General features: G+C 72.1%; 9 protein-coding genes. 2 read left to right on the top strand and 7 right to left on the bottom strand.

The window, feature by feature from the left end; translation table 11 throughout:
• Positions 1-13: 13 nt before the first annotated feature.
• Complete coding sequence (locus NFR93_RS12770; protein ID WP_251453773.1) at positions 14-2,740, top strand: cation-translocating P-type ATPase; 2,727 nt, start codon at positions 14-16, stop codon at positions 2,738-2,740.
• 28 nt (positions 2,741-2,768) lie between these two features.
• The gene (locus tag NFR93_RS12765) at positions 2,769-3,308 is read left to right on the top strand and encodes a YaeQ family protein (protein ID WP_251453772.1); all 540 of its coding nucleotides are present in this window, start codon (positions 2,769-2,771) and stop codon (positions 3,306-3,308) included.
• A gap of 3 nt (positions 3,309-3,311) precedes the next feature.
• On the opposite strand, the gene NFR93_RS12760 is transcribed toward NFR93_RS12765, so the two are convergent.
• The 7 genes from NFR93_RS12760 to tkt are packed head-to-tail and all read right to left on the bottom strand — an operon-like array spanning position 3,312 to position 14,493.
• Complete coding sequence (locus NFR93_RS12760; RefSeq protein WP_251453770.1) at positions 3,312-4,007, bottom strand: ABC transporter ATP-binding protein; 696 nt, start codon at positions 4,005-4,007, stop codon at positions 3,312-3,314.
• Positions 4,004-4,933: an ABC transporter ATP-binding protein gene (locus tag NFR93_RS12755; protein WP_251454582.1), complete on the bottom strand. Its 930-nt coding sequence runs from the start codon at positions 4,931-4,933 to the stop codon at positions 4,004-4,006. The genes NFR93_RS12760 and NFR93_RS12755 overlap by 4 nt, the downstream gene beginning before the upstream one ends.
• An 11-nt stretch (positions 4,934-4,944) precedes the next feature.
• Positions 4,945-7,635 carry an FtsX-like permease family protein gene (locus tag NFR93_RS12750; protein ID WP_251453768.1) on the bottom strand — a complete coding sequence of 897 codons (2,691 nt, stop codon included), beginning with the start codon at positions 7,633-7,635 and terminating at the stop codon, positions 4,945-4,947.
• Positions 7,632-9,989, bottom strand: a complete 2,358-nt coding sequence (locus NFR93_RS12745; protein WP_251453766.1) for an FtsX-like permease family protein — start codon at positions 9,987-9,989, stop codon at positions 7,632-7,634. Before NFR93_RS12745 ends, NFR93_RS12750 begins: the two co-directional genes overlap by 4 nt.
• The gene (locus NFR93_RS12740) at positions 9,983-11,311 is read right to left on the bottom strand and encodes an MFS transporter (protein WP_251453764.1); all 1,329 of its coding nucleotides are present in this window, start codon (positions 11,309-11,311) and stop codon (positions 9,983-9,985) included. The genes NFR93_RS12745 and NFR93_RS12740 overlap by 7 nt, the downstream gene beginning before the upstream one ends.
• A 54-nt stretch (positions 11,312-11,365) precedes the next feature.
• The gene (locus NFR93_RS12735; RefSeq protein ID WP_251453762.1) at positions 11,366-12,400 is read right to left on the bottom strand and encodes an NAD(P)-dependent alcohol dehydrogenase; all 1,035 of its coding nucleotides are present in this window, start codon (positions 12,398-12,400) and stop codon (positions 11,366-11,368) included.
• Positions 12,397-14,493, bottom strand: coding sequence for a transketolase (gene tkt / locus NFR93_RS12730; RefSeq protein WP_251454580.1), 2,097 nt, complete (start codon positions 14,491-14,493; stop codon positions 12,397-12,399). Before tkt ends, NFR93_RS12735 begins: the two co-directional genes overlap by 4 nt.
• Between the last annotated feature and the right edge of the window lie 181 nt (positions 14,494-14,674).

Here is a 14,674-nt window from a genome sequence, read left to right as displayed (position 1 = left end):
GACGGGAGCCTCGATGAGCCACACCCCCACCGCGATGCCCGCCGACGCGCCCGACGCGCATGCGATGACGGCGGAGCAGGCGCTCGCCGATCTCGACGCGACCGTCGAGGGGCTGACCGAGGAGCAGGCGCGCGCGCGGCGCGCGCAGGTCGGCCCGAACGCCCTGGACGAGAAGGCGCCCGACCCACTGTGGCGCAAGTTCCTGCGCTCGTTCAAGGACCGCATGATCATCGTCCTGCTGGTCGCGGCCGTGGTCAGCGCGGTCGTCGCGCGCGAGTGGGAGACGCCGATCGCGATCCTCGTCGTGGTACTCGCCAACGCGATCCTCAACGTCTGGCAGGAGCGCCAGGCCGAGGTGAACCTCGCCGCGCTCGACGACGACGAGACCGCCACGTCCCGCGTCGTGCGCGACGGCCGCATCCGCGAGCTGCCCGACGATGAGATCGTGCCGGGCGACATCGTGCACGTCGAGGCGGGCGAGGTCGTGCCCGCCGACGGGCGCCTCATCGAGACGGCCGCGCTCGAGGTGCAGGAGGCGGCGCTCACCGGCGAATCGGCGCCGGTGGGCAAGGACGCCGACGTCGAGGTCGCCCCCGATGCCGCGCTCGGCGACCGCGGGAACGTCCTCTTCCGCTCGACCACGATCAGTCGCGGCCGCGGGGTGATGGTCGTGACCGCCACGGGCATGCGCACCGAGATCGGCCGCATCGCCGAGATGATCGGTTCGGCGGGCGTCGAGAAGACGCCGTTGCAGCGTCGCATCGACCAGCTCGCGACCGTCTTGACGCTCCTGGCCCTCGGCGTGATCGCGGTGGTCTTCGTGATCGGGCTGGTTCGCGGCACGGAGCTGGTCGACCTGATCCTGACCTCGGTATCGCTCGCGGTCGCGACCATCCCCGAGGGGGTGACAGCGGTGGTGGCCTTCACCCTCGCGATCGGTGCGACCCGCCTTGCCCGACACGGCGCGATCCTCAAGCGGCTGTCGGCGGTCGAGACCCTCGGCAGCACCACGCAGATCTGCACCGACAAGACCGGCACCCTGACCTTCAACGAGATGACCGCGCGACGTCTCGTGGTCGCCGCCCTCGAGTTCACGATCGACGGCGAGGGCTACGCCACCGACGGCGCTGTCGAGGCCTCCGACGAGGACGCGGACGCGCCGGCCGAGCTGCTGCGCGCCGCCGCCGAGGCGATGGTGCTGTGCTCCGATGCGACCGTGCGCGACGGCGAGCTCGTGGGGGATCCGACCGAGGGTGCGCTGATCGTGCTCGCCCGCAAGCTCGGCGTCGATCCGGATGCTGCGCGTCGAGGTCGTCCGCGCGTGGCGGAGCTTCCGTTCGACTCCTCCTACAAGCTCATGGGCACGTATCACGAGCGTGACGACGGGCGGGTCGATGTGTTCGTGAAGGGGGCGCCCGGCGTCGTCTTCGAGCACGCCGAGACCGTCGCCGGCCGCGAGGGCGCACGCATCCGGCTGGCCGACGCCTACGACGACCTGCACGAGCGCACCGTCGGCTACGCGGAGAAGGGGCTGCGCACCCTCGCGGTCGCCCGCGCGACCCTGGACGCGGTGCCGGGCGACACCGACCCCGCCGCGCTGCTCGATGCCCTGCCGCCGCTGGAGCTCCTGGCGCTGATCGCCATCGTCGACCCGCCACGGCCGGACGCGCGGGACGCCATCGACGCCGCCCGCGGCGCCGGCATCGGCGTGCAGGTCATCACCGGCGACCACATCACCACGGCCGCCGCGATCGCCGAGCAGCTCGGGGTGACCGGGCGGGCGGCCTCCGGCGCCGACATCCAGGATCTCGACGACGCCGAGCTGACGCGCGAGGTGCGCGACATCGGCGTCCTCGCGCGCGTGTCGCCGGCGCACAAGATCCGGGTCGTCGAAGCGTTCCAGCGCGGCGGTCACATCGTGGCGATGACCGGCGACGGGGTGAACGACGCTCCCGCGCTCAAGCAGGCCGACATCGGCGTGGCCATGGGACGCACCGGCACGGACGTGGCCAAGAGCGCCGCGGCGATGGTGCTGCGCAACGACGACTTCGCGACGATCATCCGCGCGGTGCGCGAGGGGCGCGGCATCTACGACAACATCGTGCGCTTCCTCACCTTCCAGCTGACGACGTCGTGGGGATTCCTCCTGGTCTTCCTCGCCGCCGGCATCTTCGGCATCGCGGGGGGAGCCCCCTTCACCGCGATTCAGATCCTGCTCGTGAACCTGGTGATGGACGGCCCGCCCGCCCTCTCGCTCGCGGTCGAACGGCCCGCCGACGACATCATGACGCGCCGGCCCCGCGCGGTCGACGAGCCCCTCCTCACCCTCGCCCGGGGGCTTCGCATCGTCTTCCGCGCGGTCGTCATGGCCGCGGGGACACTCGCGGTGCTGCTGCTGCACGGCGACGGCGGCATCGCCGAACCGTCGGACGAGACCCTCACGCTCGCCTTCACGACCTTCGTGTTCTTCCAGGTGTTCAACCTGCTGAACGTTCGGGCCGGGGCGGCCACCATCTTCACGGCGAGGCTGCTGCGCAACCGCGCGTCGTGGATCTCGCTGGGCGTCGTTGTCGCGCTGCAGGTCGCGCTGGTCTACACCCCGTTCCTTCAGGCGTTCTTCGACACCACCGCCCTCGGCCTCGTCGACTGGGCGATCGCGATCGCCGTCGCCTCGTCCGTGCTGTGGCTCGACGAGCTGCGCAAGCTGATCGCACGCCGGATGCCGGGGCGACGGTCGTGAACGGAACCGCCGCGTAGGCTCGATCGCTATGGCCCTCGGTTCGACGATGTACACCTTCACGGTCCAGCTGGCGGACGTCGACCGCGGTGTGTACGACGATCTCGCCCTGCGGGTCGCCAGGCACCCGTCCGAGACGGACGCCTACATGGTGACGCGCGTGCTCGCCTACGGGCTCGAGTACACCGAGGGCATCGCGTTCAGCGAGGGCATCTCGTCGACCGAGGAGCCCGCGGTGGTGGTGCGCGATCTCACGGGGCGGCTGCTCACGTGGATCGAGATCGGCGCTCCGGATGCCGAGCGGCTGCACCACGGCAGCAGGCTCGCCGAGCGCGTCGTCGTCTACACCCACCGCGACCCCGAGAAGGTTCGCGGTCCGTGGGCGGGCAAACGCATCCACCGCGGCGACGAGATCGTCCTGCGGAGCTTCGACCCGGGATTCGTCGACGCCGTCGCCGCGCGACTGGAGCGGCGCAACGCGCTGACCCTCTCGGTCACCGAGCAGCGGATCTACCTCGAGCTCAACGGCGCGACGCTGGAGTCCGAGATCCACGAGCAGCGCATCGGGTGACGACTACGCGGTGCCGCCGCCGCTCGAGCTCGTCACGCGTCCGTCGTGCAGCTCGATGACGCGATCGGCGCGGGCCGCCAGCAGGGGATCGTGGGTGGTGACGACGGCCGCGAGGCCCTGCGTGCGCACCAGATCTTCGATGACGTCCATGATCGAGGCGGCCGTCCGCGAGTCGAGCTGACCGGTCGGCTCGTCCGCGAGCAGAACGCGCGGGCGGGCGACCACCGCCCGCGCGATGCCGACCCGCTGCTGCTGACCGCCCGACAGCTCGCCCGGTCGCTGCGCGGCGTGCGCCCCGAGGCCGACCAGGTCCAGCGCCTCCGCCACGCGCGCGTCCCGTTCCCGAGGGTCGATGCGTGCGATGCGCAGCGGCAGCTCCACATTCTCGGACGCGGTCAGCACAGGCAGCAGCCCGAAGGACTGGAAGACGAATCCGACGTGTTCGCGCCGCATCCGCGCCAAGGCGTCTTCGTCCAGCGCCGTGGTCTCGACCTCGCCCACCCATACCCGTCCGCCGGTCGGGCGGTCGAGGCCGCCCAGCAGGTTGAGCAGCGTGGTCTTTCCCGCCCCCGAGGCTCCGCGCACCACCAGCAGCTCGCCGGGGGCGACCGTCAGGTCGACGTCGACGCACGCGTGGACGTCGCCCGCAGGCGACGGGAAGGTGCGGCTGACGCGCTCGGCGCGGATGGCCGGGGTCATCGCCCGTCCTCCTCTGCGTCGTCGGCGGCGGAAGCACCGCCGCGGTTCTCCCGCCCGGGCCAGACGCCGACGTGATCGGGTTCGAGGGCCAGTCGCACCCGCTCGCTCAAGCCGAGCGTCGCGACGAACTCGTCGGGCAGCTGCAGGCGTCCCACCCTGTCGAGCACCGCGTACTCCTCGGCAACGTGCCGCTCGGTGCCGTGCTCGTCGCGCTGCGTCGACCGCAGGACCTCGGTCGAGGTGCGCCCGTCCCGCATCTGCACGGTGCGAGCCACGTGCTCGGAGACCCCCGGGTCGTGCGTGACGATCAGGGTCGTCACCCCGAGCTCGTGGTTCACCGCGCGCATGGCCTCGAGAACGTGGGCGCTGGTGACGTCGTCGAGTTCGCCGGTGGGCTCGTCGGCCAGCAGCACGCGGGGTTCGTTCGCGATCCCGACGGCGATCGCGACCCGCTGCTGCTCGCCGCCCGACATCGCGGCGGGCGATCGATCGGCGCAGTGCGTGACCTCGAGCAGATCCAGCAGCTCGGCGACGCGGGTGCGCCGCGCCGACGCGCCCCGGACCCGTCCGGCCACGGCGAGCGCGGCGCCGACGTTCTCGGCGGCGGTGAGGTAGGGCAGCAGGTTCCGCGACGTCTGCTGCCAGACGAATCCGACGCTCGCCCGACGGAACTCCACGCGCTCCTTCTCCTTCATGGTCAACAGGTCGTGTCCCGCCACCCACGCCGCCCCCGCGGTCGGCCGGTCCAGACTCGACAGGATCGACAGGAGCGTGGACTTCCCCGACCCGGATGCGCCGACGACCGCGACGAGCTCGCCCCGCCCGATGCGCAGGTTCAGTCCCTGCAGCGCCTGCACCTCGACGCCCTGGGCCGTGAAGATGCGCACCAGGTCGACGCACAGGATGTCGGCGCTCGGATCCTCCATGGGCATGATGACTATCCTTCCTCGACCAGGCGCAGGGCGGATGCCGCCCCCACGCGGCGGCCGGCGATGACCGCGACGGCGGTGGACACCAGTGCGATCGCGACGAACCCGCCGATCGTGACGGCGAGCGTGGCGGCATCCGCGGTGAAGAGGGGCTGCACGGTGGATCCGGTGAATGGCCGCAGATCGACCCCCGCCAGGACGACGACGGGGATCAGCAGGCCGAACACGGTGCCCCCGACCACGGCCGCCACGGCAGGCGGCGCGATCTCCCACAGCAGAAGGGGGGCGACGCGGCGCGATGGCGCGCCGAGGGTGCGCAGCAGCGCGACCACGCGCTGGCGCGCGCCCGAGGCCAGGATGATCGTCAGGGCGATCGCGACCGCCGACAGCAGGGCGGCCAGGGCGGTTGCGGCGAGCAGGGCGGATCGCATGCCCGCGACGGCGACGCCGGATCGCGCCTGCTCTCGCAGGTCTTCGATCGTGTCGACCCGGACGTCACCGAGCGTCTCCGTCAGTCGGTCGACGACGTCGCTCGGCGTCGCCGCGTCGTCGAACCGCACGAGGACGGTGCGATCGACCGGGTCGCGGCCAGCCGCCTCTGCGGCCGCCGATTCGTCGAGCACGATCCAGTTGTCGCGCGCGCCCACGGGATTCGGCCCTCGACTGACTCCGACGACCTCGACCTCGACATCCCCGACCCGGACGTCTGCCGAGTCGCCCACCAGCTCGGCCGTCGCGCCGCCGATCACCACCGGAACCGATTCGCCCGCGGGTACGACCGAGACTCCTTCGGGCAGCAGCCCGGGGATCGTCCCCTGCACCTCGCGGAGCCGCTCGCCTTCGACCACGATCACGAAGGCGGGGCGCCGCTCGCCGTCGATGCGCAGTTCCACGGGTTCGAAGCCCGACAGCCCGGTCGCGGCGGCGACGCCATCGATGCCGTGCACCCGGTCGAGGTCGTCTCGCGTGAAGGTGTCGCCCGAGATGCGGGCGTCGGCGCCCACGCGCGCTCCCGCGGCCTCGTCGATACCCGTCTGCAGTGTCGAGAGCAGCACGCCGGATGACACCGCGACCGACATCCCGACAACCAGGGCGAGAACCGGGGTGACGCCGATCGACGGTTCCCGGAGTGTGCGCGCGGCCCCCAGGAAGGCCACGAACCCCGAACGGCTGCGCGCCCGCGCGAGAATCGCGCCCAGAGGCAGGGGATACAGCCGCAACGTGATCAGGCAGGCGGTGAGGGCCAGCAGCAGCGGGGTCGCCGCGATCAGCGGGTCGAGCTGCGACGACGGACCGCGGACGAACAGCAGCACGACCGCGACGACGGTCAGGATGACGACCACGGCCTCGGCGATCAGCCGTCGCCGGGGCGCGCCCCGCCCGACGTCGGTGCGCGTACGCCGTTCAGCAGCTGTCGGAGCCAGCACCGCGAGGATGAGGACCACCGCGAGCCCCGGCATCCCCGCCGCCACCACGCTCGCGGGCGGCAGTCCCGTCCCGCCCCGCAGAGCGTCGGCCGCGGCGACCAGCCCGATGCCGATCACGGCGGGCAGCGCGCCGACCATCAGGCCCTCGGCTCCGAGCAGCGCACGCAGCTGAGCGTGAGAGGCTCCGCGCGCCGAGAGCAGCCGGATGCCGGCGCGACGCCGCTCGACGATCAGCCGGCACGCGAGGAGCAGCACGGCGGCCGCCACGCCCGCGGGGCCGGCGATCATCATCGCCAGGACGGCGGTGGTCGCCCCCTGCTGCGCCGTCGCCGTCTCGAGTTCGGTCGCGAGCGGCGCCTCGAAGCGGAGGGTCTGGATGCCCGGGCCGTCGGCCGGGTCGCCGAGCGGCTGCGCGGCCGCGGTGAAGCCGCGCAGCGCGGCCGCTGCTGTGTCAGCGTTCCCGGAATCGAGTGCACGGGTGCTCAGCGGGTACCAGGTCGTCGTCGTCGCCCTGCCGAACATGTCCAGCATCGCCGCCTGTGCGGGGTGGACGAAGGCGGTGGCGGTGACCACCCGGGGGGCGTTGCCGTCGTCGAACACGCTCGGCTCGAGGACGGACCGGACGTGCTGCCAGTAACCGCCGTTCGGGTCGGCCGGTTCGAAGACGCCGACGAGCTCGATGTCGAAGGCGTCGACGAACACGCGCACACCGCGCACCTCGCCCACCGCCCACTGCAGCTCGTCGGCGGCGCGCGTCGACAGCACGACCTCGAGCCGACTCGAGCCGGATGCCGCCTCCACCGCCCCGCCGAGGGGCGCGGGCAGCCTCCCCTCGGCGATCGTGATCTCCTCGGCGAAGCGCGGGTCGGCGGCGAGGCTCAGCAGGTCGGGCGCCCGCCCCTCGCCCAGCGGAGTCCCGTCACTGCGGACGATGACGCGTGCCGGGTCGAGCAGCGAGGGCAGCGGATCGTCGGCGCCCTCGCGGACCCGTTCGAGTGCCGTGGTGAAACCCGCCCACACCTCGTCCGCCCCGACAGCTGCGGGGTCCAGCTGCGGGGGCTCGGGCGCGGTCGCCTCGACATCGCGGACGGTGGCGGGCAGTCCCGCGAGGCGGTCGTCCAGGGCGGCATCGCCGAGCGCCGACAGTGCAGCCGGAGTGGCCGCCGCGACGCTCGAGACGAGGAGGACCAGGGCGAAGACCGCCACGCCCCCGCGCAGCCCGGCGCGCAGGTGCCGGCGCAGCATCGCGGCGACCGAGAGGCGGTGACTCATCGCGCGTCCTCTCCGACGGTCGCCCGCGACGCGAGGCGTCGCACGTCTCGCGCGGTCCACACGGCCGCGCCGCCCAGTCCGACGGCGAGTGCCGCGAGAGCGGCGACGAGGGGGATGCCGGCGATCGCCGGAGTCGCCGCACCGACCTGCGCGGCGACCGCGTCGACGAGACGCGGCACGGTCAGCGCCGCGGCGACCGCGCCGGTGCCGACGCCGAGGAGGAGGGCACCGGCCCCGACGGCTGCCAGTTCGAGCATCCGCGCGTTCGCCTGGGTGCGCGCGGGCACCCCCAGTGCGCGCAGCGCCGCGACCTCGCCGCGGCGTGCGGTCGACAGGGTCTGCAGGGCGGCGATCACCCCCACCACGGCGAGGACGAGTGCCGCGGCCGTCGCGATCCACCATCCCGCCACGAGCGACCCGGCGACCGTCGCCGCCACGCCCGGCCGGGCTGTGGTGACCTGGCCGTCCACCATCGATTGAAGTGCCGTTGCGGCATCGGGAGCTCCCGAGGCCCACACCGAGCCGGGGGCGATGATCGTCGTGCCGCGCTGCAGCATCGACAGCGTCAGCTCTTCGAGCGGCACGAAGACGGCGTCCGGCTCGGCGGCACCGGGAATCACGGGCACGACGGCGGCGACCACGATCTCACCGCGGCGCCCGGCACCCGCATAACGGAACTCGAGGGTGTCGCCCACGCCGGCGCCCAGGCGTTCGGCGAGCGGAGCCGACATCGCGGCTGCGACCGGCGGTGGCCCCTCGACGGGCTGCTCGCCTCGCCACAGCACGACCGTGCCCGAGTCGGCCGAGAGCACGCCGGTGCCCTCGGCCGGTATCGAGCCCGTGGGCGACAGCGATATCTCGACAGCGGCTGTTCCCGCGCCCGCGCGCAGCGAGGCGGTCACGGCGAGCAGGCGCCACGGACCCGCCGCGCTCGGCAGGTCGGTTTCGGCGACGATGCGGATGCCGCCCCCGGCGCCTGAGGCCCGATCGAGACTCAGGGCATCCAACCGGATCGTGGCAGGGGTTCCCCGCGCATCGAGCACGACGATCGAGAGCCCCACCCGTTCAGCGAGGGCGACGCGCTCGGTGTCCAGCGTCGCCGCGAGGCGCACGCGGTCGCCGTCCATGGCCAGCGGCTCGATGGTCACCGTTGCGGGGCGGCTGGTCAGCGCCTCGGTCAATGCGCGGGAGTCCAGGCCGGTCGCGCGCGGGATCACGCTCGCCGCCGCAGCCGCCGGCAGGGCGACGATCCCGGCCTCGGTCCCGCCGAACTCGACGTCTGCGATGAGGGCGGCCGCGGCGTCGTCCACGCCGGCCACCTCTGCCGTATCGGCGACCAGCTGCGGCGTGACGGGATCGCCGGCCAGGTCAGCGCGAAGGTCGGCGCCGGTGCGCAGGGCTGCCGAGACCTCGGCGGTTCGGGTCCAGGTGCCGTCGTAGGCGGCAGCGAAGACCGCCTGCGCCGCCGTCAGCGCGACCAGCGCCACGACGACGGCGTAGACCGGAAGGCGACGGGCGAGCTGTCGTGTCGGGAGCGACGGCACGAGGGCGGGACCGAGCCCGCTGGAGCGGTCTGCGAGGGCCGCGAGGCCCGCGAACGCGGCGACGGACGTGACCGCGGCGGCGAGCAGCACGACGGACGGGGCGACGACGACGATCGGATCGACACCGCGGGTGAGCGCCGTGCCGAGCTGGGTCAGCACCACGACGACCCCCGTGCCCAGCAGCACCACCGAGGCGGCTGTGGCTGCCCGGGCGCCGCGCGCGCGGATCGTGGATGCCGGACGCCGCACCGCGAGCATGGTCGCGCCGACGACGACGGCGCCGAGTGCCGTCGATGCGGCGGCGGCGACCGGCCACGTCGACAGGCCCCGTTCGGTCCCCGCGCCCAGCGCGATGAGCACGCCCAGCCCGAGGACCCAACCCGCCGCTCCGCCCGTGCCGGCGATGATCGCGGCTTCCCGCAGTTCCATGACGAGGATCTGCGCACGCGACAGCCCGCGAGCCCGCAGCACCGCGGATTCGGCTTCGCGCGAGGCGCCGCGCAGTCCGCTCAGCCGGGCGGCCGCGGCGGCTGCGCTCAACAGCACGACCACGACCAGGGCCGGACCCATCGAGGCCAGCGACGCGGAGCCCGCCGCGATCTGCGCGGACACATCATCGGCGCTCATCCCGGGGCCGGCCGCGGCCCGCGCCCGGTCGGCTCCGGTGGGCAGCCAGCCGACGACGATGCAGACACCGGCGACGGCGACGGCGACGGTGGCCGCCGTGGTCGCCAGCAGCGCACGGCGGGCTCCGGACCGGCGGCGGAGAAGCCGCAGCGTGCCCGGTGGGGTCGAGGGGAGATTCACCACGGGTAGTTCTCGGGCCCTCCGATGTGGCGGATCGTGCGACGGCGTTCGATGACGATCGCGATCGAGCCGAGCAGCCACAGCGGCAGCTGCGTGAGGAACGCGATCCGGAAGGCGTCGAGCGAGTAGGTGTCGGGCGTGCCGGCGCCCTGCACGTCCATGGCGATGCCGATGAACAGGATGGCGATGAGTGCGGCGAGGAACCCGCCGCCGTTGACGATGCCGGTCGCCGTGCTGAGCCGGTGCGACGGATTGAAGGTGCGGGCATGGTCGAAGGCGATCATCGAGGCCGATCCGCCGGTCGCCAGGGCGACCATCAGCACGATGAGAAGCCACACCGGGGCGGGTCCCGGCCAGGCGATCACCACGAGCCAGACGACGGCCTGCAGGGCGACGGTCGGCAGGACGAGCCAGCGGGACCGGCGCGTCGGATGCCGGCTCGACAGCGCTCCGATGATGGGGCCGGCCACGATGCTGAACAGCACGAGCGAGCTCATCACGAGCGACGCCGCTGCGGGACTCAAGCCCTGCCCCGCCGTGAGGAAGGGGAACCCCCACAGCAGCACGAACGCCGTCCCCGCGAACGGGGTGGTGAAGTGCGACCAGAACCCGAGCCGCGTGGCCGGGTGCGCCCACGACTCCCGGAACCCCTCACGCAGGTCGGCCGAGGATCGCACGACCCGGATCGCCCCGGTGTCGGTGTCGACCGTGGTGTCGACCGGGTCGGCGCGCCGCTCGGGGGGTCGGTTGCGGATGATCGCGAACGTCAGGACCGCGAAGAGGACGGCCAGGCCCGCGAGGCTGCCGAACGCCACGCTCCACGAGGTCGCGTGCAGCAGCGCCGCCAGCGGAGCGACCGCCACGATCTGCCCGAGTTGCCCGATGATGCCCGTCAGCTGCACCAGCACCGGCGAGCGCTGGGCCGGGAACCAGGTGGCGATCACGCGGAGCACGCTCGGGAACACCGCGGCGTCGCCCGCCCCGATGAGCACGCGTGCCAGGATGCCGATGCCCACCGCGTCCGCGAAGGCCATCACGAGCTGCCCCACCGCCATGAGCACCATCCCGGTGGCGATCACCGGTCGCGCGCCGACGCGGTCCAGCACGAGGCCCACCGGCACCTGGAGCGCGCCGTAGACGGCCAGCTGGATGACCGCGAACATCGACAGCGCCGAGGCGTCGGCGTCGAAGCGGACCGCGGCGTCGACGCCGACCGATGATAGCGATGTGCGGTTGATGATCGAGACGACGTAGGCGACGACGCCCACCGTCCACACGGTCCACGTGCGCCAGCCCGGCGCCTCGAGGCGGGTGGTGGGCGTCACGCGTCGTCCCGTCTGCTGGAGGGTGATGCGCCGGGACCGCGGCGCCGTTCCAGGCTAACGAAGACGTGTGGGCTCGACGACGCTCTTGATCGTCGTCGGATCTCCGGTCGAATCGAGAGCCTCCCGCACCTCGCCCAGACCGAAGGTGCCCGTCACCATCCCGTCCAGGTCCACCTTTCCCGTCGCGACGAGCGAGATCGCAGTCGGCCACGTGTTGGCATATCGGAACACCCCGGTGAGAACCAGCTCGCGGTTCTGGATCGCCGTGATCGGAAGGGCGATCTCGCTGGCGCCCATGCCTACCAGGACGACGCGCCCTCCGGGACGCACTGCCTCTATGCCTCCCCGCACCGCCGAGGCCGCCCCCGATGCGTCGACGAAGGAGTCGACCGCCGGGGCGGCCTCGGTGGGTGTGGAGACGGTGGGGTCGAAGGTGGACGTGGCTCCGAAAGCCAGTGCTGCATCTCGCCGCTGTGCCGAGATGTCCGAGACGATCACCTCGCTCGCACCGAAGGCGCGCGCCACCTGTGCGATCGCGATGCCGACGGGGCCGGCGCCGGTGATGAGGACCCGGTCGCCAGGGGTGAAGCACGCCTTGCGGGCGGTGGCGATCGCCACCGACAGAGGCTCCATGAGGGCGGCTGCGTGATCGCTGACGCTCTCAGGGACGGCGTGCGCGAAGTGGCTCTGGATGGTGACGTACTCCTGGAACGCGCCGTCCGTTCCCGGTACGGCGTAGAAGCGCATGTGCGGGTCGAGGTTGTAGTCGCCGCGCATCGTCTCGGCAGACGTCGTCGACGGGCGCTGGGGCTCGATGGATACTCGCTCGCCCACTCGCGCGGAGTCGACATCGTCTCCCACAGCCACGATGACCCCGCCGGACTCGTGTCCGAGCACGAGCGGTTCGGTGACGGTCCAGTCGCCGAGGTGACCGTCGTGGTAGAAGTGCACGTCCGATCCGCAGACGCCGACCGCCGTCACGCGGACGAGGACCTCGTCGGCGCGGGGCGTGGGAACGGGTCGCTGCTCGATGATCACTCTTCCGGCTGCGACGAGAACCGCAGCGTTCTGTTCGGTGGGGGTGGTCATGCGTTCTCCTCGAGGGTTTCGCGTGCCGCCTGGACGACGGCGTCGGCGGTGATGCCGAATTTGTGGAACAGGGTCTTGTAGTCCGCGGAGGCGCCGAAGTGGTCGATGGCGATGGTGCGTCCGGTGTCGCCGACGATGCCGCGCCAGGTGAGCGCGGAGCCGGCTTCGACGGACACGCGTGCTTTGACGGCGGCGGGGAGGACGCTTTCGCGGTAGGCGGGGTCCTGCTCGTCGAACCATTCGAGCGAGGGGGCTGAGACCACGCGGGCGTTGATCCCGTCGGCGGCGAGGGTCTCGCGTGCGGTGATGGCGAGTTGGACTTCGGAGCCGGTGGCGATGAGGATCACGTCCGGGGTGCCGTTGGGTGCTTCGGCGAGGACGTATGCGCCCTTGGCGACGCCGGCGGTGGAGGCGAACACGTCGCCGGCGGCGGCGCCTTCTCCGCGGGGGAACACGGGGATGTTCTGGCGGGTCAGGGCGATGCCGGCGGGTCCGTCCTGGCGGCGGAGGATCTCCAGCCAGGCCGCGGCGGTCTCGTTCGCGTCCGCGGGGCGGACCACGGCGAAGTTGGGGATCGCGCGCAGCGTCGCGAGCTGCTCGACGGGCTGGTGGGTGGGTCCGTCCTCACCGAGTGCGACGGAGTCGTGGGTCCATACGAAGATCGAGGGGATGTTCATCAGCGCGGCCAGCCGGACGGCGGGGCGCATGTAGTCGCTGAAGATCAGGAACGTGCCGCCGAACGGACGCGTCGGACCGTGCAGGGTGATGCCGTTGACGATCGCGCCCATCGCGTGTTCGCGGATGCCGAAGTGCAGCACCCGACCGTACGGGTCCCCGGACCACTCGTGGGTGGACCACTGGGCGGGGATGAAGGAGGCCGCGTCCTTGATCGTGGTCAGGTTCGACTCGGCGAGGTCCGCCGACCCTCCCCACAGCTCCGGCAGTTCCGCGGCCAGGGCGTTGATGACCACACCCGACGCGGCACGGGTCGACACGTCCTTGCCCGCCTCGAACGAGGGAAGCGCGGATGCGACATCCTCGGGCAGCTCGCCCGCCTCGAGACGGTCCAGCAGCGCCTTGCGCTGCGGGTTCGCCTCCGCCCACGCGTCGAACGTCTCCTGCCAGGCGGCGCGCGCCTGGGCGGCACGCTCTGCCAGGGAACGGGTGTGGGTGAGGACGTCGTCGGCGACGACGAAGGACTGCTCCGGGTCGAACCCGAGCACGGTCTTGGTCGCGGCCAGCTCGTCCGCGCCCAGCGCGGAGCCGTGGATCTTGCCGGTGTTCTGCTTGCCCGGCGAGGGCCACCCGATGATGGTGCGCAGCACGATCAGCGACGGCTTGCCCGTCTCGGCCTTCGCGGCCTCGATCGCGGCGTGCAGCTCGGCGACGTCCTCGACGTACTCGCCGGACTTCTTCCAATCCACCGTCTGCACCTGCCACCCGTACGCCTCGTACCGGGCGGCGACGTCCTCGGTGAACGCGACGTTGGTGTCGTCCTCGATGGAGATCTGGTTGGAGTCGTAGATCGCGATCAGGTTCCCCAGCTGCTGGTGACCCGCCAACGACGACGCCTCACTCGTGACGCCTTCCTGCAGGTCCCCGTCACCGGCCACCACATACACGAAGTGATCGAACGGGGACTGCCCCGCCGGCGCCTCCGGGTCGAACAGGCCCCGCTCGTACCGGGCCGCGTACGCGAACCCGACCGCCGAGGCCAGACCCTGACCCAACGGGCCCGTGGTGATCTCCACACCCTTGGTGTGTCCGAACTCCGGGTGACCCGGCGTCAGCGAACCCCACGTCCGCAGCGCCTTCAGATCATCCAGCTCCAACCCGAAACCACCCAGATACAGCTGCACGTACTGCGTCAGCGACGAGTGCCCCGCCGACAGGATGAACCGGTCACGGCCCAACCAGTCCGTGTCCGCGGGATCGTGCCGCATCACCCGCTGATACAGCAGGTACGCCGTCGGCGCCAGGCTCATCGCCGTGCCAGGGTGGCCGTTGCCCACCTTCTCGACAGCATCCGCCGCGAGCACACGAGCGGTATCCACCGCGCGCCGATCGATTTCATCCCAACGCAGATCCGACACCGGGCCGCTCTCCTTCGAGGTCTGGCGGAAGTCTCTCTTGACATCCACCGCTTTGTGATTATGGTTTATCTAACGTGAGTCTTGTTCAAGATCACATAAAGATAACATGAGACCTTCGGGTCGGCGAGGTCTCTCGGCGCAGCGCTGCAGGGATGATCACGCAAGGATCGTCGCCTTCAAC

The sequence above is a fragment of the Microbacterium sp. Marseille-Q6648 genome (assembly GCF_943181415.1).
GTDB lineage: Bacteria > Actinomycetota > Actinomycetes > Actinomycetales > Microbacteriaceae > Microbacterium.
This window is presented reverse-complemented; position numbering and strand designations above follow the sequence as displayed.

Coding starts and splice junctions, on each gene's coding strand:
- NFR93_RS12770 (WP_251453773.1), top strand. CDS start 14: ATGAGCCACACCCCCACCGCGATGCCCGCCGACGCGCCCGACGCGCAT.
- NFR93_RS12765 (WP_251453772.1), top strand. CDS start 2,769: ATGGCCCTCGGTTCGACGATGTACACCTTCACGGTCCAGCTGGCGGAC.
- NFR93_RS12760 (WP_251453770.1), bottom strand. CDS start 4,007: ATGACCCCGGCCATCCGCGCCGAGCGCGTCAGCCGCACCTTCCCGTCG.
- NFR93_RS12755 (WP_251454582.1), bottom strand. CDS start 4,933: ATGGAGGATCCGAGCGCCGACATCCTGTGCGTCGACCTGGTGCGCATC.
- NFR93_RS12750 (WP_251453768.1), bottom strand. CDS start 7,635: ATGAGTCACCGCCTCTCGGTCGCCGCGATGCTGCGCCGGCACCTGCGC.
- NFR93_RS12735 (WP_251453762.1), bottom strand. CDS start 12,400: ATGACCACCCCCACCGAACAGAACGCTGCGGTTCTCGTCGCAGCCGGA.